The organism is Streptomyces sp. NPDC048560, from assembly GCF_040650955.1.
Taxonomy (GTDB): domain Bacteria; phylum Actinomycetota; class Actinomycetes; order Streptomycetales; family Streptomycetaceae; genus Streptomyces.
The window spans coordinates 228093-249549 of the sequence record NZ_JBEZIJ010000014.1 but is presented as its reverse complement, the minus strand read 5'-3'; the positions used below and the strand labels follow the sequence as shown (position 1 = coordinate 249549).

Genomic DNA, 21457 nt, shown 5'->3' with positions numbered 1-21457 from the left:
CCTGCCGAGGAGTCGGGCGGGCCGGTCCACCGTAGCGCGCGCGACGGGCGGGAGTTGACGAGTCGGCTGCTCATCAGCCCCACGGGCTCCGCCGACGGGTCCGGGAACCGTCGCGTCAGCTGCCCGTCCCCGTCCTGCCCCAGTCCGGACCGGCCTTCGCCCAGGCCCGGTCCCACTGTGCGTACCGCTGGAGGACCAGCCGCCACACGACCAGCCGCCGGACGGCTTCGACCAGTCCGGCCACGAGCAGGAACACGCCGAATCCGGCCAGCGCCGCATGGGTGCGGGCGGTGGCGGAGTCCATGGGGCGCAGCACCGGCCTGCCCCGGTCGTCCGTCCAGATCCGCACCTGGGAGCCGGGCGCGGTGACCCGGGAAGCGGTCGACGCCCTCCCTGTCCGCGCCCTGCCGTCGGGCGTCCGCCAGCGGGCCACCACGGAGGTCTGCCCGGCATGTTCCGACGCCACTCCCGCATCGCCGCCGAACTGGCCGGGCCGGTCGACGCGGCGCACCACGACCGCCTTCGTGGAATGACGCTCCGCGCGCTGGGCCCGTACCGACTGCTGGAGCGCGTCGTCCGTGAGGGAGCCGCAGGCCCAGCCGGTTGCCGGGGCCGCGAGCAGCATGAGGAGCAGGGCGAGCAGCGCAGCCCAGGCCTCGGCGCGATCGGTGGCGCGGCGCAGCGGATTGCGCCGCCAGCGCCAGACTCCCGAGACCGCTCGCACAGCCGCCCACCCCCTTCGGTATCCGTGATAACCCGATAAGGGAGGGGTTCGCACCCCGGAACGGCGAAGAGAGAGCAACCTCACCCTGCCCAACATGCGGCGGCCCCGGGACAGTTCCGCGCCGGAGCGGTCAGCCGAGAACGCGGACCGGGTCCCCGACCCGGATCACTCCGGCGGTGTCGGGGATGAGGTGCCGGCCGAAGAGCAGCTGTGTTCCGGACCGGCGGTGTCGGGCAAGCGTCCGCAGCGGCTCCTTGCCGCGCTCCGCCGTCGCCTGGTCGGTGGTGGTGATGGCGCAGCGCCCGCACGACTTCACCACCCTGAAGGAGACCTCCCCCACGGAGATCCGCCGCCAGTCGTCCTCGGCCCAGGCGGGAGTGCCCGCCACGACGACGTTCGGCCGGAACCTGTTCATGGGAAGCGGACCCTCGTGGGGGTGCTCACCCTGGGCGATGAGCGCGTTCAGGGCGTCGAGCGAGGCGACGCTCGTGAGCAGCAGCGGGAACTCGTCCGCGAGGCTGACCGTCTCTCCCGGGCGCGCGTGCGCCGGATCGAGCAGCCGGCTGTGCTCGGGCGGGATGAGCCTGCGGTGCGCGGGCGCGTCGAGGTGTACGAGCCGGACGTCCGTTCCCAGGTGCGCGCCGAGCCAGGCGTGGGCGTCCCCCGACGCCTCCACGACCTCGATCTTCTGCTTGAACAGATGCACGGCGACCGTCCGGCCCGGTGCCGGGACCCGCACTGTCAGTGGCGCGTCCCCCGGCGCCGACAGCTCGATCCCCCCACCCGGCAACGGTCTGGCGGAAATCAGTGCCATCCGGGCACGCTGGCGCTGGGTGACGACCTTGTCCGCCGAGTCGACGACCATCCAGCGCCGGTCGCCGTCGAGTCCCCATGGCTCGACGGCGGCCTCGCTTCGGGCGTACGCGGCCAGTGACTTGACCGGATGGATGTGAACGGCTTGGAGCACGGGAAGATCCATGCCGCCATCCTGCCTGCCGGTCAGTAGCCGCGGCCCTGGTACGGACGGTTGTAGGGGTCCTCGTACGGCGAGGGCACCGGAGCGGGCCGGGGCGCGGCCGGACGCATCGACTCGTAACCCGTGCCGGGCGCGGGGCGCTGCGGCTGGGGCTGCTGCTGGTAGCCGCGCGGCATACTCGGCTGCTGCGGGATGTACGGGGCAGGGGCGTGCTGCAGGTGTGCCGGCTGCATCGGCGCCTGTTGGTACTGCGGCTGCGCGGGCTGCTGGTAGCCGTAGGACGGCTGCGAGGGGGCCGCGGGAAGGGCCGGCAGCGCCGACGGCAGGGCCGGCAGATAGCTGTTGCCGGTGTCGTAGGCGGCAGGCACTCGGATCGGCGCGATCTGAGGGGTGCCCCGCTCCGCGACCAGGGAGTCGTAGATCGGAGTGTCGGGGAACGACGGGGCGGCGTAGTAGCCGCCGCCGTAGGTGGAGCGGGGGGAGGTCATGGCACCTAAGTTAAGCCCACGATGTGCTGATTGGGGAGCCCGATAAGAGGGTTGATTTGGGTGTTGTGAGTGAACAGGGATCCCCAATGCGAGCGAACTTGGGAAAAAAGGGCACCCCAGCGCTCGATGATCGTGTAAAGGGCGTGTTCACAGGGGGTTACCGACGGATCGCTGGGCCCGGCCCGTCACGGCTGTGGGCTCCCCGGGGCACCGGGGATTAGGTTGTCCCGGAAAGGCTTTCGGCAGCCGGACTCACGATGGGGGCGAGCATGACCATGCTAAAAGGAACCAATGTTCCGGTGCCGACTCAGGCCGTGCGGGTCGAATTGGGGTGGCATACCAGCCCGGGAGCCCCGGACGTCGATGCCTCCGCGCTGCTTCTCGCGTCGGGAAAGGTACGCGACGACGCGGACTTCGTCTTTTACAACCAGCCCGCCCACGCGTCGGGAGCGGTACGCCACGAGGGCAAGGTCGCCGAACGGGGCCGGGTGACGGACACCCTCGCGGTGGACTTCTCGCGTATCGAACCCGCCATCGACCGCATCGTCGTCGCGGCCTCGGCGGACGGCGGGAGCTTCGGCCGGGTCACGGGGCTGTACGTACGGGTCCTGGACGCGGCGAGCGGCGCCGAGACGGCCAGGTTCGAGAGCGCCGACGCCACCGTCGAGACCGCCTTCATCCTCGGCGAGCTCTACCTGCGCCAGGGAGCCTGGAAGTTCCGGGCCGTCGGCCAGGGGTACAGCACCGGCCTGGAGGGCCTCGCCACGGACTTCGGCATTTCCGTCGACGAGCCGCAGCAGGCGCCGCAGCCTTCCCGGCCCCAGGCTGCGCGACCGGCCACGGCCCCGGCCCCGCCGGTCCCGATGACACCCCCGCCCGCACCCGCCGCGACGCCCGCGTCCCGGCCCGTGAGGCTGACGAAGGTCACGCTCACGAAGGAAACACCTTCCGTCTCCCTCGCCAAACAGGGGGGCACCTCCGGCGCCCTTCGCGTGAATCTCAACTGGGAAGTGCGCAAACAGTTCAAGAGCTGGGGAGCCAAACTCGGCCGGGCCGTCGCGATGCACGCCGACCTCGATCTCGATCTCTGCGCACTCTTCGAACTCACCGACGGAAGCAAGGGAGTTGTGTAGGCGCTCGGAAACTCCTTCGGCTCTCTCAGCAGGCCGCCCTATATCCATCTCGACGGTGACGACAGGACCGGCGCTCTCTCCACGGGTGAGAACCTCACGGTCAACCTCGACCACAAGGACCGGCTGCGCCGCCTTCTGATCTTCGTCACCATCTATGAGGGTGCCAGGAGTTTCGCCGATCTCCATGCCACGGTCACGCTCCAGCCGCAGCACGGCGCCGCCATCGACTTCTCCCTCGACGAGTGCACCGTGCCCTCCACCGTCTGCGCGCTCGCCCTCATCACCAACAACGGGGGAGACCTCACCGTGCAGCGCGAGGCCCGCTACCTCGTCCCCCAGCGCGGAGTGAGCCCGCAGCGCACGATCGACGCCGCCTACGGCTGGGGCATGAACTGGACCCCCGGCCGCAAGTGAACCGCGTCCCCCGCGTCACCGGTCCGGTGCGGCCTCGGGACGGGCATACGTCCGCCCCTTCCAGGCCGCACCGCGCCCCCGGCGGTGCTGCACCGCCGAGTCGACCGTCATCAGCAGGTACAGCAGAGCGGTGACCGGCAGCAGGGGCGCGAGCCACAGCGACTGCCGGTAGTACGCCAGCATCGGCATGTACGTCCCCGCCATCACCGCCCACGCCGACCCGCCCGCCCACGCGGCCGGCCCGTCACCCGTCAGCAGACCGGCGACGAGTGTGACCGGCGGGGCGAGATAGACGAGCGCGAGCCCCGGCACCGTCCCGGCGAGCAGCAGCGGGCTGTGCCGCAACTGCGTGTACGCGCTCCGCGAGATCATCCGCCACAGATCACCGAGCCGCGGATACGGACGCACACTGTCCACCCGCTCCGCCAGCCCCAGCCAGATCCGGCCACCACTGCGCTGCACCGCACGCGCGAGTGACACGTCGTCGATCACCGCCTGCCGGATGGACTCCGGAATCCGCGCCCGCTCGGCGGCCTCACTGCGCAGCAGTACGCAGCCCCCGGCGGCGGCGGCCGTCCCCGAGCCCGCCCGGTTCACCCGGCGGAAGGGATAGAGCTGTCCGAAGAAGTAGACGAAGGCCGGGACGATCAGCCGCTCCCAGCCGCTCACCACCCGCAGCCGGGCCATCTGCGAGACCAGGTCGAAACCGTCCGCCGTGCCCGTCGCCGCGGCGGCGACCAGCTCCCGCAGACTGTCCGGCTCATGCGCGATGTCCGCGTCCGTCAGCAGCAGGAACTCCGGCTTGCGCTCCCGGGCCAGCGTCATCCCGTGCCGGACCGCCCAGAGCTTGCCGGTCCAGCCCGGCTCCGGCTCCCCGGGCGAGGACACGGTGAGCGGCAGGCCTCCGTACCGCACGGACAGCGCGCGGGCGAGATCGCCCGTGCCGTCCTTGCTGCAGTCGTCGACCAGGAAGATCTCCGCCTCGCCCGGATAGTCCTGCGCCAGCAGCGAGGGCAGGCTCACGGGCAGCATGTCGGCCTCGTCCCGGGCCGGCACGACAATGGCCACCGACGGCCAGCGAGAAGGTGCCGAGCGCCTCGGGAGCCGCTGGTCGGTGCGCCAGAACAACCCCTGCCCCAGCAGCAGCCACACCCACACGATCAGCGAACTCACGGCGATCCAGGCAACGGCGCTCATCCGCCGAAGTCTGCCCCACTTCCACGGGGCCGCAAGGGGTGTCGACTATGGTGACCGGGTGAAGATTGCCCTGATGGATTCCGGAATCGGCCTGCTCCCCACGGCGGCGGCGGTGCGCCGACTGCGCCCGGACGCCGATCTCGTGCTCTCCTCCGACCCGGAGGGGATGCCCTGGGGGCCGCGTACGCCGCAGGATGTCACCGAGCGCGCGCTCGTGGTGGCCCGCGCCGCGGCCCTGCACCGTCCGGACGCCCTGATCATCGCCTGCAACACCGCGTCGGTACACGCCCTGCCGGCGCTCCGCGCCGAACTGGAGCCGGCACTGCCGGTCATCGGTACCGTGCCCGCGATCAAGCCGGCGGCCACGGGCGGCGGCTCCGTCGCCATCTGGGCCACTCCGGCCACCACCGGCAGCCCGTACCAGCGCGCCCTGATCCGTGACTTCGCCGGCTCCGCCGCCGTCACCGAGGTCCCCTGCCCCGGCCTCGCCGACGCCGTACAGCACGCCGACGAGCCCGCCATCGACCGCGCCATCGCGGCGGCGGCCGCCCTCACCCCGCCGGACGTACGGGCCGTCGTCCTCGGGTGCACCCACTACGAACTGGTCGGCGAGCGCATCCGCAACGCCGTCCAGCAGCCCGGCCGTCCCCCCATCGCCCTGCACGGCTCCGCCGGCGCCGTCGCCGCCCAGGCACTGCGCCGCATCGGCGCCGGAACCCCTCCGTCGGCCGAACCGGCCGGGACGCTCGCCGTCCTCCTCGGCGGACGCGCCGCCGAGCTGCCGGAAGCCGCTCTGGCCTACGCGGAAGGGCGCCTGCTGAAGGCGCTCAGCCCCGTCCGCTGACCCGCCGGATACCACTCCCAGGCGGCCGGCAGCCCCTCCTCGGCAAGCGAAATCTGAGTACGCTGCTTGCCATGAGGGACCACACCGGCAACGAGCGCCACGGTTCGAGCGAGGCCCTGCCCACGGTCTGGCACGGCCGTGCGACCAACCGTGCGCAGTGGCTGCTCGCGGTCGCGGGCGCGGGGTGCATGGCCCTGGGCATCCAGCTGGCCGTCGGCTCTGCCTGGACCTCCGGAATCGCCCCGCTGCTGATGTCCGTCATCGGGTGCATCGCGGCCGGACTCCTCATCCTGTTCGGCACCCTCGCCTTCGTCCACGTGGCCGTCAAGGTGGACGGCGACGCCCTGGAGGTGCGCTGCGGCCACATCGGCCTGCCGCGCCGCCGCATCCTGCTCACGCATGTGGTGGGCGCGGAGTTCGCAGCCGAGGTCACCCCGCGCGAGTGGGGCGGCTGGGGCTACCGCTGGCGCCCGGAGCAGGGCACGGCGGTGGTGGTGCGCAGAGGCGAGGGCGTGGTGCTGCGTCTCGGCGACGGCAGGACCTTCACGGTGACGGTGGACGACGCGGAAGCGGCGGTGCGGTTCATCCGCGAGCGGCTGCACCTGTCGGCGACGGGGCCTCAGGCGACGGGTGCCTGAAGCGGGGCGCAGGCCGTCGGGTCCCGATGTCGCGCCTAGCGGGATGGCGGTGCCTGCCCGGGTGACGGGTGCCCCTTCCACCTCTTCCGCTCGCCCTGTCAGTCCGCGTTCGCGCTGATGCCCGCGCCGGCGCCCACGTCCTCGCCCTGGCCCTCGCCCTGGCCCAGCGGGCGGCGGGCCGAGGCCAGCCCCGCCAGCAGGCCCGCACCGGCCGTCACCGGCGTGAAACTCAGCGCGTTGCCGACCACCGCCAGAGCGGCGAGAGCGGTGAGCGCAGCGGCCGCCGTCAGGACGACGGCCGTCGTCCTGGGCGAGCGCCACAGCACGTACAGCAGCCACCCGAAGGCGATGCCCAGCAGCGCGAGGCCGATCACACCCTGCTCGGCGGCCTGCTGAAGGGGCGCGGAGTGGGGCTTTCCGTCGGAGCGAAGGGACTCGCGGGCGGTGGGGCTCAGCTCGCCGAAGCGGTCCGGGCCCACGCCCAGCAGCGGGTTCTCCTTCGTGAGCTCCACGGCGTCCTCCCAGAGCAGCACCCGGTTCAAAGTGAGAGGTCCCTCCAGGGAGACCGCGAGCCCTTCAGGTAACGCGTCCTCGGCGACAGCCCACGACAGCCCCACCATCAGTGCGGCAGCCAGCCCGAGCCCGGCGAGACCCAGCAGCCGGTGGCGCATCCTGGTGGCGGCCAGTGAGCAGAGCAGCACCCCCAGGGCCGCCAGGAAGCCGAAGACCGAGCCGAGGGTGAGCGCGGCGCACGCGGTGCCGAGAGCGAGCAGGCGCAGCGTGATGCGCAGAGAGGCCCGGTCCGCCGCGGCCGCCGCGCAGCAGGCCGATCCGGCGGCGAGCACGAGCAGCGCCGCGGCGGCGCCCGTGTGACCCGGGGTGATGTCGGCGGCCGCGGTGGCGCCGGGCATCCCGTGGCGGGAGGCCACGGCCATGACCAGGGCGGCGAGCGCGGCTGCGGAGGCCGCGACGACCGGGAGGAGCGTTCCGCAGATCCGGCCGCAGGCGAACCCGGCCGCTACCGCCAGCAGTGCCAGCAGGACGCCTTCGGGTCTGGTGTCGCGCCCCGCGGCGCTGACCAGTGACCAGATGGCGCAGGCGGCGAGAACCACGGCTCCGGCGGCATCGGAGGCGTTGCCGCGCTCACCGGTGGCGTACCGGTCCACTGGTGCGGTCATCGCGTCGACCCCCCGACCTCGACCGTCCCGCCCAGGACGGCGGAATCCGGCCGATCGGCAGAGACTGGCGCACACGCTAACGGCCGGGGAGCCGCGACGGGGGAAAATGGCGCAGAAACGTTGCGGCCACCGCGGCCCGGCGGGCGCCCGCCCGGTCCGGAGTAACGGACCGGGCGCGGCGGGATCGCCGGATCGGGCCTCGTGCCGCCGCAGGCTCCGACAGCCCGGGTCCCCGCTCCAGGGGAATGGTCGTCTGCCGCCCCACCTCCTCCGCAAGCGCTCTCCCCGGCTCTCCGCGAGCCGGGTTCCGGTCCGGGCGTCCCGGTACGTCGTGCCCGTGGGCCGCCGCCGTAGACTCCGGCAGGTGAGCGCCACCATCACGTCCATAGACGAATCGCCGTCCGCCCCCGCCTCCCGCGGCAGAACGCTGTGGCCGCGGTTCGTCCGCCCGGCCGCGGCCGTAATCTCCGGTGCGCTGCTGTACGCGAGCTTCCCGCCGCGCCCCCTGTGGTGGCTGGTTCTGCCCGGCTTCGCCCTGCTCGGCTGGGTCCTCTTCGGGCGTCGGCTGCGGGCCGCGTTCGGCCTGGGGCTCCTCGCGGGCCTCGGCTTCATGCTGCCGCTGCTGCACTGGACCGGAGAAGAGGTCGGTCCCGTGCCGTGGCTGGCACTGGCCGCCGCGGAGGCGCTCTTCATCGCGGTGGGCTGCGTCGGGATCAGCGCCGTCACCCGCCTCGCGTACTGGCCGGTCTGGGCCGCGGCCGTCTGGACTCTCGACGAAGCGCTCCGGGCCCGCGTGCCGTTCGGCGGTTTCCCCTGGGGCAAGATCGCCTTCGGCCAGGCGGAGGGCGTGTTCCTCCCGCTCGCGGCACTGGGCGGCACCCCGCTGCTCTCCTTCGCGGTCGTGCTGTGCGGCTTCGGACTCTTCGAAGCGGTGCGCCGGTTCCGTATCCACCGCGCCACCGGCACCGTCTCGCGGGGCGCGGTCGCCGTAGCCGCCGCGACCTTCGCCGTACCCGTGGCCGCGGCATTCGCCGCGCTGCCCCTCGTGGACGCCTCGGCGGAGGACGGCACCGCGACCGTCGCCGCGATCCAGGGCAACGTGCCGCGTCTCGGCCTCGACTTCAACGACCAGCGCCGCGCTGTCCTGGACAACCACGCCCGCCGTACGGAGCAGCTCGCCCGTGAGGTGAAGGCGGGCAAGGTGCCGCAGCCGGACTTCGTCCTGTGGCCGGAGAACTCCTCCGACCTCGACCCGTACCGCAACGCCGACGCGCGCATCGTGATCGACGACGCCGTCAAGGCGATCGGCGTCCCGACGGTCATCGGCGCCGTCGTCGCCCCCGAGACGGGCCCCCTGCGCAACACCCTCATCAAGTGGGAGCCGGCGGCAGGACCCGTCGCCACGTACGACAAGCGCCACATCCAGCCGTTCGGCGAGTACATGCCGATGCGGTCGTTCGTCCGCATCTTCAGCAAGGACGTCGACCGGGTGCAGCGGGACTTCGGCCCCGGCGACAAGGTCGGGGTCTTCGACCTGGCGGGTACGAAGGTGGGGCTCGTCACCTGTTACGAGGCGGCGTTCGACGACGCGGTACGCGACACCGTCAAGAGCGGGGGGCAACTCATCGCCGTGCCGAGCAACAACGCCACCTTCGGGCGCAGCGAGATGACGTACCAGCAGCTGGCGATGAGCCAGGTGCGCGCGGTGGAGCACGGGCGGTCCGTCGTCGTCCCCGTCACCAGCGGCGTCAGCGCCGTGATCCGGCCGGACGGCACGATCGTCGAGAAGACGAAGATGTTCACCCCGGCCGCCCTGGTCGACGAGGTGCCGCTGCGGTCCTCACTGACCCCCGCCACCCGCATGGGCCCGCTGCCCGAGGGTGTTCTCGCGCTCCTCGCCGTAGCCGGCCTCGGCTGGGTGACGGTCCGCGGCGTGCGCACCCGCAGGCTGCGCGGATCCACCGGCCCCGTGACCGGTGGCACGCACACGTAGGCTCGGCGCATGGCTACTCCCGACTTCATCCGAGACATCCGCGCGACGGCGGGTCATCAGCTGCTCCTGTTGCCCGGGGTCACCGCGATCGTCTTCGACGACGAGGGACGGGTGCTGCTCGGGCGCCGCTCGGACACAGGCAAGTGGTCTGTCATCGGCGGCATAAGCGAACCGGGGGAGGAGCCCGCGGCGACGGCCGAACGCGAGGTGTACGAGGAGACCGCAGTGCACTGCGTGGCGGAACGGGTGGTGCTCACCCAGGCGCTGCAGCCCGTGCAGTACGCCAACGGCGACCGGTGCCAGTACCTCGACGTCACCTTCCGCTGCCGTGCCACCGGTGGAGAGGCGAAGGTCAACGACGACGAGTCGCTGGAGGTGGGCTGGTTCTCCATCGACGCGCTGCCGCCGCTGAACGAGTTCTCCCTGTTCCGGATCAAGCAGGCACTCACCGACGGGCCGACCTGGTTCGAACCCACTCCCCGCGCGGGACGGCCGTAGACGCGGCGGAAGGGGCCGCCCCCACCTCACCGGGTGGCGGGCGGCCCCTTCCGCGTTTCGCGAGGAGCCGTGCGGGATTGGAACAGACCCTCAGACGCTGCGCGCTTCGGCGGCCACCGCGTCCCGCGGGCCCGGAACCTCACCGTGCTCCGCCCCGACGTCCGACAGGTCCCGGTTGCGGGTCTCCTTCGCGCACAGGATCGCCACGATCGTGAGCAGCGTTGCGGCGATGACGTACAGCGCGATAGGAGTCGAGGTTCCGTAGCTGTCGAGCAGCGCGGTGGCGATCAGCGGCGCCGGCGCACCGGCCGCGACCGACGAGAACTGCGCGCCGATCGACGCACCCGAGTACCGCATCCGGGTCGCGAACATCTCGGAGAAGAAGGCGGCCTGCGGTGCGTACATCGCGCCGTGGAAGACGAGCCCCACCGTGATGGCGAGCAGCAGGTTCCCGAAGCTCCGGGTGTCGATCAGTGTGAAGAACGGGAACATCCACAGCCCCACGCCGACCGCGCCGATGAGATAGACGGGCCTGCGCCCGATCCGGTCGGACAGCGCTCCCCAGAGAGGGATCGTGACGAAGTGGACGGCGGAGGCGACCAGTACGGCGTTGAGCGCCGTCTGCCTGCTCAGGTCCGCCTCCAGCGTCGCGTACACCAGGATGAACGCGGTGATGACGTAGTAACTGATGTTCTCCGCCATCCTCGCACCCATGGCGATCAGGACGTCCCGCCAGTGGTGGCGCATCACAGCGACGAGGGGCATCTTCTCGGCTTTGCCGCTGGTCTCCTTGCGTGCCGACGCCCGGGCCAGAGCGGCCTTGAACACCGGTGATTCATCGACAGAGAGACGAATCCACAGGCCGACCATCACGAGCACGCCGGAGAGCAGGAAGGGGATACGCCACCCCCAGGCCAGGAACGCCGACTCGGACATCAGCGCCGTCAGCGCCGCGAGCACTCCGGTGGCCAGCAACTGCCCGGCCGGGGCCCCGGTCTGCGGCCAGGAGGCCCAGAAACCACGCCGCTTCGCGTCCCCGTGCTCCGACACCAGCAGCACGGCCCCGCCCCACTCGCCACCGAGGGCGAAGCCCTGCACCAGGCGCAGGACGGTGAGCAGAACCGGGGCGGCGGTTCCGATGGTGGCGTGTGTCGGCAGCAACCCGATGGCGAACGTCGCGCCACCCATCAGCAGCAGGCTCAGCACCAGCAACTTCTTGCGCCCGAGCCGGTCGCCGTAGTGCCCGAAGACCAGGGCCCCGATGGGCCGGGCGGCGAAACCGACCGCGTACGTGAGGAAGGAGAGCAGGGTGCCGACGAGCGGATCGGACCCGGGGAAGAACAGCTTGTTGAAGACCAGCGCGGCGGCAGACCCGTAGAGGAAGAAGTCGTACCACTCGATGGTGGTGCCGACGAGGCTGGCGGCGACGATCCGGCGGAGGTTCGACGGTGCTGGTGGGGAGGTTGCTGGGGCGGCCATGGGTACCACTTCCGGACGTTTGGCGGGGACGTTGCTGTGTCGCCATACCGTAGGAAGGGCCAGGTCAGGGGCGTATGTGGCGGGACACCATAGTTCGAGTGGCCGGTGTGCGGGCTGCCGCTACGGGGAGGTGCTGCGAGCCTGTTTCCGCGCCCTGTGGGGATGAGCGGGGCCGGGTGAGGGCGCGCTGTCCGAGTTGCGCTGTTCGGTATATTTCGCGAGGGTGGTGCTGGCTCCCGTGCTGGTTCGGTGCTGAATCAAAGCAGCACCTCGGCGGAGACACCCAAGACACCCGTGTCGTGGATCGCCTTGACCTGGCGGGAAAGGGCATCGTCCTGCTGTGACCCACCGCACCGGCAGGACCGATCGACGCGGAAGAGAGCACCATCGCGGTCAAGCCGGCCAAGGCGAGCCGCCCCAGCCGCTGATTCCCTGTCACGTACATCGAGATCCCCCTTGTCGTCCCGCTACGCACAGGGACGCTTGCTGGTCGACGACCGGCGAGTCACCCCGCTGGAATGCCGCAATCCGCGAACATGTCAACGGCGGCGGGCGCGACCGATGACGTGGTGGGCACTATCGGGATCAGGAGAGAAGCAGTCGGCACCAACCGTCGGCGAGCCACCGCTCGAACCGCTCGGGCGGCCAGCCACGGTCCTCGACCAGCAGGCAGTAGAACTCGGGCGAGTTGGTGGCCCAGATGACGTCGGCCACTTCCTCCAGGTCCAGCCCGTGGCGCAGTTGCCCCGTCGCGGCCAGGTCCTGGGCCAGCAGCCGCATGTTGTCCGCACGGCGCTGGGCGATGCCCCGCCAGACCTCCGCGACCTCCGGCGGCCCCGCGCGGGCGACGCGCAGCAGTGGTGCCAGCCGGGCGTGCATCTCTCTGACGGCCCGTGCGTAACGGCGCAGCTTGAGGGCCGCGTCCGGCTCGGCGCGCATCTCGCGTACGTAGGCCCGTTCGGCCGCCGGAACGGCGTCGCCGGTGCCCGAGATGGCGGACTCCACCAACTGCAGGAACAGCGCCGGTTTGCGGCCCGCCACCGTGTAGACGGTGTCGACCGCGACGCCGGCGCACTCGGCGAGCTGCGCCATCGTGGTTGCTGAGTAACCGCGTTCGGCGAACAGCCGTGTCGCCGCGTCGAGGATCGCCTGCCGGGTCGCCTGCGCTGCCGCCCGGCGGCGGCTCGTGTCGTACTGCCTCTTGACCTGTTCGTCCACGAGGTCGATGCTAATCGTATTCATCCGAAATGGCTTCGGATGAATATGAGGGAGTGGTCCCTGTGACGTTTGCGTTCACCTTCGAGGTGCCTATCGACTCGGCCACCTACGCACGCATCAAGGAAGGGCTGGGCCCGGAGAAGCCCCCGGGGCTTGTGGTTCACCTCGTCCAGCGCACATCCGGTGGGCTGCGGTACACCGATGTCTGGGAGTCGGAGGCCGACTGGAAGAGGTTCGCAGAGGAGCGCCTGCACCCGGTGGTGGACCGAGTGGTCACCGCGGCGCTGGGCTTTCGTCCGCCCGAGCCGTCGCTGCAGCGCCTGGAGATGGTCGACGCCTGGATCGGTGCCTGACCCCATCACATGGATGGCCTGCCCCCCTGCCCCCCGAGGCCGGTGAAAGCCTTCTGAGCCGAACGAGGCTCCGCCTTTCGGCGAGGGGGCGCCCTCCCGTCGGGCGACAGCCATCGCCGGATGAACAGGACGACACTGCCGCACGTATGGAGAAGAGGGCGCTGAATCCCAAGGTCCCGGGCGTCGGTGACGCTGTGTCCGAACGGTTTCGAGGGGGCGTCGGATGAGGCACGCACAACGCAGCCTGCAACGGATCGCGCGGCTGGCGGCCGTCGGTGGACTGCTCTGCGGCGGGCTGATGATGACCAGCGCCGTGGCGAGCGAATCCTCTGCCCCGGCAGACGGCGGAGGCGGCACTGTTCGGCCTCCCGAGCTCGGCGCGAGTCTGGTCTCGCGGCTCGGCACATCGCGTACTGCGGGCAGTTGGATCGGCTCCGACGGCCGCCCGGTTGTCGCGGTGACCGATGCAGACGCCGCGGCCGAGGTCGGACGGGCAGGGGCACACGCCAAGGTGGTCCGCCACAGCATGCGCCGCCTCAGGTCGGCCACCGATGCCCTGAGCGGAGCCCCCCGGGTGCCAGGCACCGCGTGGGCGGTGGACTACTCGTCCAACCGGATCGTCGTACGCGCCGACAGCACCGTGTCCGCCGTGGACTGGTCACGCATGTCGGGTCTCGCCGAGGAGATCGGCAGCTTCGTGCACATGCAACGGACCGCGGGATCCCTCTCCACCAGACTGAGCGGCGCGGACCCGATCTTCGCCCGCAACGGACGCTGCTCCGCAGGGTTCAATGTGACCGACGGCCGACGGAATTTCGTCCTGACGGCCGGTCATTGCGGTTCAACTGGAACCACCTGGTTCCAGGATGCAACGGGCGCGCGGCAATTGGGCACCACAACGGTCGGCAGCTTTCCCGGCGGCGACTTCTCGCTCGTCGAGTACGGGAACGGTGACGCTTCCGGTGCACGGAGTGTCGTCAGTGTCGGTGGTGGCCAGGAGGTGAGGATTACGGCGGCCGCCGACGCGGTCGTCGGCCAACAGGTCTTCCGTAGCGGCAGTACCACAGGGGTGCGCGCCGGCCGGGTGACCGCATTGAACGCGACGGTGAATTACCCCGAGGGCACGGTGACCGGCCTGATAGAGGCGACGGTCTGCGCCGAACCCGGCGACAGCGGGGGGCCGTTGTTCGCAGGGGGACTTGCTCTCGGCGTGACGTCCGGGGGCAACGGCGACTGCACGGTCGGTGGGATCACGTACTTCCAGCCGGTAACCACCGCGATGGCAGCACTCGGAGTGAGACTGACCGACGACACCGTCGGTACCGCCGACACGGCCGGCACCGCCGGCACCGCCGCTGTCGGAAGCGGCACCGGCTCGGTTTCACCGCCGTCTGCCGCAGAGGCCGTCGCGCCAGGTGTGTCCGGGTTCTCGACGTCTATCGGGTTCATCAGCCTCCGAACCCTCACTCCGGGACTGCTGGTCGTCGCTGTGAGTCTTCTCGGGCTGGCGGCAACCGGATCGATCCGATCGGCGCAGCGGCGAAACAGCTACCGTCGCCAGTACTCCCGAAGCTGGAACTGATCATTCGCAGGCAGTCCATGGTGGGCAGTCCGGGATGGAGCACTTGCCGAGCGCTTGCCTTCCGTCACTGCCTGTGCGGCAGGGGAGAGGACCGGCACTGCATGGTCCGCCGCCGCTCGTGAGCCCTCACGAGCGGCGGCAGCGTCCTCCCAGGCCGGCGGTGGATTTCCCCGGTCCGGCGGCGGCGTCCTCCCGGGCCCGGGCAGCGGATTCCCCTCGGTCCCGCGGTGGCTTCCCCCGGCCCGGCGGCGCGATCACAGCCCTTTGCGCGATGTCATGCCCGGCCCGTCCGTACGTTCTCAGCTCAGAGTGGTTGCCAGCCCTCTCAACACCAGTCCGCACCCGAGCGCCAGGACGACGGCGGCCGTGACGAGCGGTGCCATCCGGTGCGCACGTGCAAGTACCCGGCCTTGCGGCCGCTGCGCCAGCCGCCGCGCTGTGGTCTCCCGCAGACGCACCACCACGAACCCGGCTCCCGCGAGCGTGAGCGCCAGCCCGGCTCCGTACGACAGAACCAGCAGAAAGCCGAACCATGCCTGGCCGAGAGCGGCCGCGCCGATGAGTACGACGACGGCGGAGGGACTCGGGACCAACCCGCCGGCCAGGCCGAGGAGGATCACGCCGCGCAGGCCGGGGGCGGGCGGCAGGTGGCTGTGGGAATGGCTGTGGTCATGGCTGTGGTCATGCGCATGGCCGTGATTGCCGCTGTGCGCGTGGCCGGGGCTCGCCGGCGTGTGGGAGCGGGCCGGGGGCGTGTCGCCGTGCTCGTTCCGGCCCCCAGTCGTGAGAGCGGGAACCCGCTCCTCGTCGTGCCGGGTGCCGTTGTCCTCACGGTGCTCGTGTGCGTGGGCACGCTCATGCCCGTATGCCGGGCTTTGGTGATGATCGTGGCCGTGAGGGCGATGGCGCAGACGCCACCCCCTCCGCAACAGCAGAGCCCCCGCGCCTGCGACCAAGGTGCCGCTCGCGATGCCCAGCCAGGACACCACGGTCGGCGCCGCCGCCGAGCCGGCGGTGATCAGGGCACCCAGGGCAAAGACGCCCAGCGTGTGGGTGAGAGTGACCGAAGCCCCGAGTGCCAGCATGTCGCGCAGGGAACTGCGGCCGCCCGCTGCTGCGGCGGCGGCCATCATGGTCTTGCCGTGCCCCGGGGCCAGCGCGTGCATGGCACCCAGAAGCAGGGAGGTTCCGAGCGCCAGCGCGGCGAAGCCCACGGTCAGCTCGTGCCGGGCGATCAGTCCGGTCAGGGCCTGCGTCCAACGATCCGCCCCGCGCGGCAGCACGCCCGTCGCCGGGGAACCGTTCGCCTCGTCCTCGCTCCCGGCCCGCGGCGACGACCCGCCGGGGCGGACCGTGAAGGTGGCCGACCGGGAGTCGGGCGGTGAGGAGAGCAGATCGTCGGGATACGCGGTCAGCCGCCGAGAACGGGAGGCGTCGGGCACACCTGCCCCAGAGATCATCATCCGGTCGCCCCGTGCGGTGATCTCCCGCCACCCGACGCCGGTAGCTACGTCGGCCGGGTGGTACGAGAGTCGCAGCCGTCCGTTGCCCGGCAGCGGAGCCGTCATCTCGCAGGTCACGCGCAGCGTCTGCAACCCCGCTTGCCCCGCACGTACCTGCGCCTTCGCGTTCCCCGCCGAGACGGAGAGCCCTGTTCCGCCCGCGCCTTCGCCCTCGACAGTCAGCCGAGCGCCCTCGGCGGCCGCCGCGCACCGCGTCCGGGCCCATGCCGACAGCTCGTCCGGCGCCAGCCGGTTGTCCCGGTCGGCGTCGACACGCTTCCGTTCCTGCGAAGCCGGGATCTCAGCCAGGTCCTCCACATGGTCCACGCTGAGCTTTCCCGGAACGACGACGAGACCGTCGTACTGGTTCACGGTGAAGTTTCCCAAGGGGTGTGCTTGCGCCGCCTGGGCGGGGAGCAGCGCCAGGACGGTGCCCGTCGCCAGCGTGGCGAGGGCGCAGGCGGCAGTACGGCGGATCACGAGTCACCCCGGGGCCGGGTCAGCGCCGAAAGAGCGGATGCGGCGTCGCGGGCTCCCGTGGGTGAGAAGCCTGGATTCAGATCGAGCGCGGCGCGCAGATGACGGTGCGCGGCTCCGTCGTCGTCGAGAGCGCGCTCGATCATGCCCCGGTGAAAGAGGAAAGAGGCGTTCCGATAGCCGGGCGACCCGGCGGTCGCCTTCCTCGCATACGCCAGCGCCTCCCTGTCCTTGCCGTTCGCGTGCAGCGCCCAGGCGAGAGCGTCCGCCGTATGCACGCTCTCGCGTCGGGTCCATTCGGCGCGCGCCGACTTCAGCGCCTCGGCGGCGTTGCCATGGTCGGCCTCGATGAGAGAGGTCTCCAGATCGGTGGCGACACCATTGGCGTGGGCCAGGCGGATCCATGTACGGATGAGCGCGTACTGCTCCGCGGCCTGTCGCCGCTGTCCGCCGACCTCGTACAGTTCGGCGAGGGCGGCGAGTTGCCCAGGCAGCGGGTAACGCCGGACGACCTCTTCGAGATCGCTCACCGCACGCTCTCGCTCGCCCAGCGCGGCATGGGCCCGACCACGTCCTTCCAGCGCGGGCAGGTGCTCCGGATCGGCGCGCAGAGCGGTCGCGAAATGTTCCAGCGCTTGACTGAACTGGCCCTGGGACCAGGAGAGATGGCCGAGCGATGTGGCGGCATAGGCCACATCGGCGGTACTGAAGGCCGAGGCCAGCGCCCGCAGCAGCACCCGGCGTGCCCCCTTCACGTCGCCGCGCAGCTCCAGGACGTACGCGTACCGCGTGAAGACGGGCAGGCCGGGACGCCGCTGGTCCGCGAGCTCCACCGCTTCCAGCGCCTCGTCGTAGAGGCCTAGTTCGACCAGGGCATCGACCCGGCTGGACAGCGCCCGCTCGTTGTACGGGTTCACCCTCAGCGCCCGGTCCGCCAGGCCGAGTGCCGTCTCGAAGTCGTGGCGCGCGGCGGCCAGCGCCGCCTGCCCGGCGAGTGCCGCGTCGTTCTCGTCGGCGGCACGCAGCTTCAGTGAACGCCCGAACGCCGTCTCGGCCTGGGGATACCGGGTCGGGTCACCGCTGGTCCGCGCCTGTTCGATGTACGCCGCGCCCAGCGTCGCCCACCCGGTGGCGTCCCGGGGCTGCGCCTTGAGGTGCTGCTGCAAGGCGGTGGTGCCCTGCGCGAGCTCCCCGACGCCCAGCTGCTCGATGGGCACATCCGCCGTGAGGGCTCGCCCGGCCCGCTCGGAACGTTCCGCATCACCGCCGGCCCCGGACGCCACGGACGTGGCCGTGAGCCCGAGAGCCACAGCAACGACTGCACAGACGCGCCAACGCCCCGCCCCCCGGTGCCGTAGCTGCTGCCATCGTGCGAACCGCGGCTTGCGTACGGGCATCGGCCTCGGCCTCCTCGTTCTCGGTGGGTGGTCCGGCAGCGTCGCCGGGGAAACGCACGACGGCGGGGAAGCGCCGGACGGCGGGGAAATGCCGACGGCGGGGGGAAGCGCCGGCGACGGTGGGCCGCCGTCAGGAGAGGTCGGGCCGCCGCACGGGACAGCCCGACGGCTGGAGGTCAGCCGAGCCAGGACCGGGGTTCGGTACGGCGGCGGGAACGCAACCAAGCCGTGCCGAGGACGACCAGGAGCACCGTCGCGGCCCCAGATCCCGCGGAAACGAGCATCACCGTGTTCTCGTCCCACGATGCGGTGATCGAGGACACTCCGCCCGTCAGTCCTGTGACGTTCGCCTTCGTGGCCAGGTCGCCCGTCTTGACGTCCGAACCGGCGGTGGGCAGGGCAACGTACGGAAAGCTGTCGCCGAATTTCTTGTCGTTGGCGTCCACGGCGTCGCCCAGGTCGTTCTTCGAACCGACGAGCTCGCCCTCGACGACCTGAAGCGCGATGTCCAGCACGTCGTCCGTCAGGCGCCGCCCGTTGGGAAAGCCCGCGTTGTCGCCGTCCAGTACACCCAGCCGCTTCGGCTCCGCGACCGGTTTGATGGAGGTGTTGAGACGCAGCATCTCCGATGCCTTGACGCCCGGAGGCTGGTTGAGGTCCTTCACCCCGGTCAGGAACACCGAGACGAGATCGTCGCGCGGCTCGGTCGGAGCCTTGATCTTGTAGATCCCCTCGATGAGTTTCGGCAGCTCGGGTTCTGTGACGTTCTTCAGGAAGTCTCCGTCGTTCTCGGGCGACGAGGCATTGAACCTGTCCTTGTCCTTGACCGGATTGACGACCTCGTTGACCAGCGGCATACCGAGCCGTGACACCCGCGTCCAGTCGCCGTAGGCGTTCTTGCGCTCCGTCGTCGCATAGATGCCGACCACCGGCTGCTCGGCGGACTCCCGGATGTACGAGTTCGGCACCTGGAGGGCGATCGTGTTGACGTTGTAGCCCTTCAACGTGTCGTTGCCGACCTCCGACAGATCACCGCCGTACAGGAGGTCGAAGACCCGCAGGTCGAGGAAGAACGGATCATCGGCCTGACCGGCGAAGGCCTTGAGCCCGCCGGCGACCTTCTGCACCGCCTGGTCGCGCAGCGCCTGGTAGTTGGGCATCGAGGCCTTGCCGACGTTCGACGGAGCGACCGGCAGCCCCTTCGCCAGAGGGTGGCGCGAGACAGTCTTCCCGTGCTGCAACCGCAGCAGTTCTATGTCGTATGTCTGAGTGAAGTTGAGGTCCGGATCCTTCAGGTTCTCCACAGCGCCCGTGTTGTAGAGGAAGGTGTTCTCGTTCTTGCGGTGGTCCTTGAAGGTGAACCGGTAGAGCAGGTCATCCTGGGCGTCGCCGTCGCTGTCGACGTGGATGTCATATCGGGCGTCGTTGGCGAACGTGTAGAAGTTGGGGCCACCGGCCGGCTCCTGGAACGGCAGCCAGTTCGCCACCAGCGTCGTCGAGTCGGGATGATCGGGGCTGACGAACGCGTACACGTCCGTGTTGTCGAACTGGGGCTGCCCGGAGATCAGGGGCGCCTCCCGGTGGCTCGAGGCTGTCGCCGTGTCCGCCTCCAGCACGCCCACGCCGGCAGCTGCAAGTCCTCCGGCGGCCAGCGCACCACAGGCGACCAGAGCAATGCTCCCGCGCCCCCGCCAAGTCCGCCCGCTGCTTGTCGTTGCGGTCATCTCGTCCATCCTTCATCCGGCATCGGTCCGTTCCGGCCTGCTCGCAGCTCCAGTACGTGCGCCGCACCGCTCTTGTTCGGTCCTGACCGGAACGAGTTCGGCTGCAGGCCGACGGCAGGAGGGAAGCGAGCACCGGGGGAGGGGGCCAGGTGGGTCGGACGAGGACCGACACACAGCACCGATATCGGCTGAATCCCGCCGCCGAAGGGGCGCGAGCGGCTGTGGCGTGGAGGTGCCGCTGGGGAATTCCGGCCGCAGACGCATGGCCGAGACCATCGGCACCTCCGGAGCATCAGACCTTCGACGATGCGGATCGCCTGGACGAAGCGGGCCCGGACCAGGTGTCACAGCGTCGGCTCCGTAGCCGTCGCGCTCCCGGCGGGCGCCGGCTCTCCGTCGGCGCGGACGGCGTGAAGGTCGCCGCGGAAATTCCCGGCGCCGCGCTGGAGGCCTTGGCCCACGAGCGCGCCGCGCCCACCTGCTCACCGGCCGGGCGCTGGGCCAGACGCAGGCCGGGATGCGCGAGAAGGCAGTCGACACACTGACGGAGGCCGACAGCTCGCGCCCGAGGAGGTGGTGTGCCGAGCGCTGGCGAGGGACCTGCGGCTGCTGGGCACGGGGAGCGCCGAGAGGCTCTTGTGCGGCCTCGCTGATCGCTGTGGACTCTCCCGATGACCAAGAACCGCACTCTGTACGTCATCGCCTGCGCCGCGCCTCCCTCCCGACGCCTGTCCGTACCGATCCGGGCGGCCCAACAGGCCGGATGGGATGTCTGCCTGGTCCTCACGCCCTCTGCCCACCGGTGGCTCACCGAGGACGCCGACGGCGAGATCGACGCCCTGGAACGACTCACCGGCCATCCGGTCCGCCACCAGTACAAGCTCCCCAGCCAGCCCGACGTGCTGCCGCCGCCGGACGCCATGCTCGTCGCTCCGCTCACCAACAACACCCTGGCCAAATGGGCGACAGCCATCTCCGACACTCTCGCCCTCGGGCTGATCACCGAAGGCATCGCGCTCGTACCCATCGTCGCGCTGCCCCACTTCAACGACGCCCAGGCCGCCCACCCTGCAGTCTCGAAGCACGTCGAGTTCCTGCGCGAGGCGGGTGTCACCGTGCTGCTCGGCGAAGGCGGATTCACCCCGCACAAGCCCAAGCACGGCGACTTGGACACTTACCCATGGCAGGCAGCGATCGACGCACTCCCGGCCTGACCCGCGCAAAAGCAGCTCAGAGTCCGTAAGAACCAGATTCCCGGAGTCCCGGACTCCGGGCCCACCGAACTCCGGCACCACATGTGTCAGTCGAGATCACAGCCGTCTCTTCGTCGAGGTGCGGGCCTCGGTCAGCCGCCGCATCGTTCATCTGCACTGTGAGTACGCAGGCAAGGATCTCTCAGGGGCACAGGAGGACTGGAAGTTAGGGCCGCCTCAACGGTATTGGTCCTGGTGACCTCGTCTGCTCAGCTGCCGTCAGTTCGCCGTGCTGTCCGGGCGGCTGGTGACCTCAGGTGGTCGCTGCGGCGGCTGCGCCCGACGGCAACTCCGCTGCGGATCACCGAGGTTGAGCCGGTTCACTCCTGATGTCACCGCCGCCCCCCTCCACGCACTCACGGCTTTGTTTAACGGTGCAGGTGACAGCT

Annotated in this window: 17 protein-coding genes and 1 pseudogene; 8 read left to right on the top strand and 10 right to left on the bottom strand. The window is 70.8% G+C overall.

All coding sequences use genetic code 11. The features are described from left to right. Window positions 1-115: 115 nt before the first annotated feature. The 3 genes from AB0C82_RS32440 to AB0C82_RS32430 all read right to left on the bottom strand — a co-directional run bounded on the left by AB0C82_RS32440 (window position 116) and on the right by AB0C82_RS32430 (window position 2188). Window positions 116-724: a hypothetical protein gene (locus AB0C82_RS32440; protein ID WP_362849202.1), complete on the bottom strand. Its 609-nt coding sequence runs from the start codon at window positions 722-724 to the stop codon at window positions 116-118. Window positions 725-854: 130 nt separating this feature from the next. Continuing rightward, window positions 855-1703 carry an MOSC N-terminal beta barrel domain-containing protein gene (locus AB0C82_RS32435; RefSeq protein WP_362849200.1) on the bottom strand — a complete coding sequence of 283 codons (849 nt, stop codon included), beginning with the start codon at window positions 1701-1703 and terminating at the stop codon, window positions 855-857. Between the two features lie 20 nt (window positions 1704-1723). After that, window positions 1724-2188 (bottom strand): DUF6643 family protein, encoded by a 465-nt coding sequence (locus tag AB0C82_RS32430; RefSeq protein WP_362849197.1) that lies wholly within the window; start codon window positions 2186-2188, stop codon window positions 1724-1726. 257 nt (window positions 2189-2445) lie between these two features. Here AB0C82_RS32430 and AB0C82_RS32425 point away from each other — a divergent pair. After that, window positions 2446-3735: pseudogene (locus tag AB0C82_RS32425) on the top strand (TerD family protein). Window positions 3736-3750: 15 nt separating this feature from the next. Here AB0C82_RS32425 and AB0C82_RS32420 read toward each other — a convergent pair. Next, window positions 3751-4932, bottom strand: coding sequence for a glycosyltransferase (locus AB0C82_RS32420; RefSeq protein WP_362849194.1), 1182 nt, complete (start codon window positions 4930-4932; stop codon window positions 3751-3753). 58 nt (window positions 4933-4990) lie between these two features. On the opposite strand from AB0C82_RS32420, the gene AB0C82_RS32415 reads away from it, so the two are divergent. Together AB0C82_RS32415 and AB0C82_RS32410 are read left to right on the top strand one after the other, a co-directional pair. Further along, entirely contained in the window at window positions 4991-5776 is a 786-nt protein-coding gene (locus tag AB0C82_RS32415; RefSeq protein ID WP_362849191.1) for an aspartate/glutamate racemase family protein, read from the top strand. A gap of 71 nt (window positions 5777-5847) precedes the next feature. Further along, on the top strand, window positions 5848-6414 hold the full coding sequence (locus AB0C82_RS32410) for a hypothetical protein (protein WP_362849188.1): 567 nt from the start codon (window positions 5848-5850) through the stop codon (window positions 6412-6414). A 98-nt stretch (window positions 6415-6512) separates the two neighbouring features. Here AB0C82_RS32410 and AB0C82_RS32405 read toward each other — a convergent pair whose 3' ends face one another. Next, entirely contained in the window at window positions 6513-7592 is a 1080-nt protein-coding gene (locus tag AB0C82_RS32405; RefSeq protein ID WP_362849185.1) for an O-antigen ligase family protein, read from the bottom strand. 364 nt (window positions 7593-7956) lie between these two features. On the opposite strand from AB0C82_RS32405, the gene lnt reads away from it, so the two are divergent. Together lnt and AB0C82_RS32395 are read left to right on the top strand one after the other, a co-directional pair. Beyond that, on the top strand, window positions 7957-9585 hold the full coding sequence (lnt, locus tag AB0C82_RS32400) for an apolipoprotein N-acyltransferase (protein ID WP_362849182.1): 1629 nt from the start codon (window positions 7957-7959) through the stop codon (window positions 9583-9585). Window positions 9586-9594: 9 nt separating this feature from the next. Continuing rightward, window positions 9595-10083 (top strand): NUDIX domain-containing protein, encoded by a 489-nt coding sequence (locus AB0C82_RS32395; RefSeq protein WP_362849179.1) that lies wholly within the window; start codon window positions 9595-9597, stop codon window positions 10081-10083. A gap of 90 nt (window positions 10084-10173) precedes the next feature. On the opposite strand, the gene AB0C82_RS32390 is transcribed toward AB0C82_RS32395, so the two are convergent. Both AB0C82_RS32390 and AB0C82_RS32385 read right to left on the bottom strand, forming a co-directional pair. After that, on the bottom strand, window positions 10174-11562 hold the full coding sequence (locus AB0C82_RS32390) for an MFS transporter (RefSeq protein WP_362849176.1): 1389 nt from the start codon (window positions 11560-11562) through the stop codon (window positions 10174-10176). 585 nt (window positions 11563-12147) lie between these two features. Further along, window positions 12148-12804: a helix-turn-helix domain-containing protein gene (locus tag AB0C82_RS32385; RefSeq protein WP_362849173.1), complete on the bottom strand. Its 657-nt coding sequence runs from the start codon at window positions 12802-12804 to the stop codon at window positions 12148-12150. A gap of 38 nt (window positions 12805-12842) precedes the next feature. On the opposite strand from AB0C82_RS32385, the gene AB0C82_RS32380 reads away from it, so the two are divergent. After that, window positions 12843-13133 (top strand): hypothetical protein, encoded by a 291-nt coding sequence (locus AB0C82_RS32380; protein ID WP_362849170.1) that lies wholly within the window; start codon window positions 12843-12845, stop codon window positions 13131-13133. A 223-nt stretch (window positions 13134-13356) separates the two neighbouring features. Then, on the top strand, window positions 13357-14715 hold the full coding sequence (locus AB0C82_RS32375) for a S1 family peptidase (protein WP_362849167.1): 1359 nt from the start codon (window positions 13357-13359) through the stop codon (window positions 14713-14715). A 299-nt stretch (window positions 14716-15014) separates the two neighbouring features. On the opposite strand, the gene AB0C82_RS32370 is transcribed toward AB0C82_RS32375, so the two are convergent. The 3 genes from AB0C82_RS32370 to AB0C82_RS32360 form a co-directional block, all read right to left on the bottom strand. Further along, window positions 15015-16697: a nickel transporter gene (locus AB0C82_RS32370; protein WP_362849164.1), complete on the bottom strand. Its 1683-nt coding sequence runs from the start codon at window positions 16695-16697 to the stop codon at window positions 15015-15017. Further along, window positions 16694-18004: a tetratricopeptide repeat protein gene (locus tag AB0C82_RS32365; RefSeq protein ID WP_362849161.1), complete on the bottom strand. Its 1311-nt coding sequence runs from the start codon at window positions 18002-18004 to the stop codon at window positions 16694-16696. The genes AB0C82_RS32370 and AB0C82_RS32365 overlap by 4 nt, the downstream gene beginning before the upstream one ends. Before the next feature lie 263 nt (window positions 18005-18267). Beyond that, on the bottom strand, window positions 18268-19815 hold the full coding sequence (locus tag AB0C82_RS32360) for a DUF4331 domain-containing protein (RefSeq protein WP_362849159.1): 1548 nt from the start codon (window positions 19813-19815) through the stop codon (window positions 18268-18270). A gap of 671 nt (window positions 19816-20486) precedes the next feature. Here AB0C82_RS32360 and AB0C82_RS32355 point away from each other — a divergent pair. Beyond that, window positions 20487-21029: a flavoprotein gene (locus AB0C82_RS32355; RefSeq protein WP_362849156.1), complete on the top strand. Its 543-nt coding sequence runs from the start codon at window positions 20487-20489 to the stop codon at window positions 21027-21029. Window positions 21030-21457 lie beyond the last annotated feature (428 nt).

What these genes read in the sequence shown, in the direction of transcription:
- AB0C82_RS32375 (WP_362849167.1), top strand. Translation starts at nt 13,357, where the DNA reads ATGAGGCACGCACAACGCAGCCTGCAACGGATCGCGCGGCTGGCGGCC.
- AB0C82_RS32410 (WP_362849188.1), top strand. Translation starts at nt 5,848, where the DNA reads ATGAGGGACCACACCGGCAACGAGCGCCACGGTTCGAGCGAGGCCCTG.
- AB0C82_RS32395 (WP_362849179.1), top strand. Translation starts at nt 9,595, where the DNA reads ATGGCTACTCCCGACTTCATCCGAGACATCCGCGCGACGGCGGGTCAT.
- AB0C82_RS32430 (WP_362849197.1), bottom strand. Translation starts at nt 2,188, where the DNA reads ATGACCTCCCCCCGCTCCACCTACGGCGGCGGCTACTACGCCGCCCCG.
- AB0C82_RS32420 (WP_362849194.1), bottom strand. Translation starts at nt 4,932, where the DNA reads ATGAGCGCCGTTGCCTGGATCGCCGTGAGTTCGCTGATCGTGTGGGTG.
- AB0C82_RS32355 (WP_362849156.1), top strand. Translation starts at nt 20,487, where the DNA reads ATGACCAAGAACCGCACTCTGTACGTCATCGCCTGCGCCGCGCCTCCC.
- AB0C82_RS32405 (WP_362849185.1), bottom strand. Translation starts at nt 7,592, where the DNA reads ATGACCGCACCAGTGGACCGGTACGCCACCGGTGAGCGCGGCAACGCC.
- AB0C82_RS32390 (WP_362849176.1), bottom strand. Translation starts at nt 11,562, where the DNA reads ATGGCCGCCCCAGCAACCTCCCCACCAGCACCGTCGAACCTCCGCCGG.
- AB0C82_RS32435 (WP_362849200.1), bottom strand. Translation starts at nt 1,703, where the DNA reads ATGGATCTTCCCGTGCTCCAAGCCGTTCACATCCATCCGGTCAAGTCA.
- AB0C82_RS32360 (WP_362849159.1), bottom strand. Translation starts at nt 19,815, where the DNA reads ATGACCGCAACGACAAGCAGCGGGCGGACTTGGCGGGGGCGCGGGAGC.
- AB0C82_RS32385 (WP_362849173.1), bottom strand. Translation starts at nt 12,804, where the DNA reads ATGAATACGATTAGCATCGACCTCGTGGACGAACAGGTCAAGAGGCAG.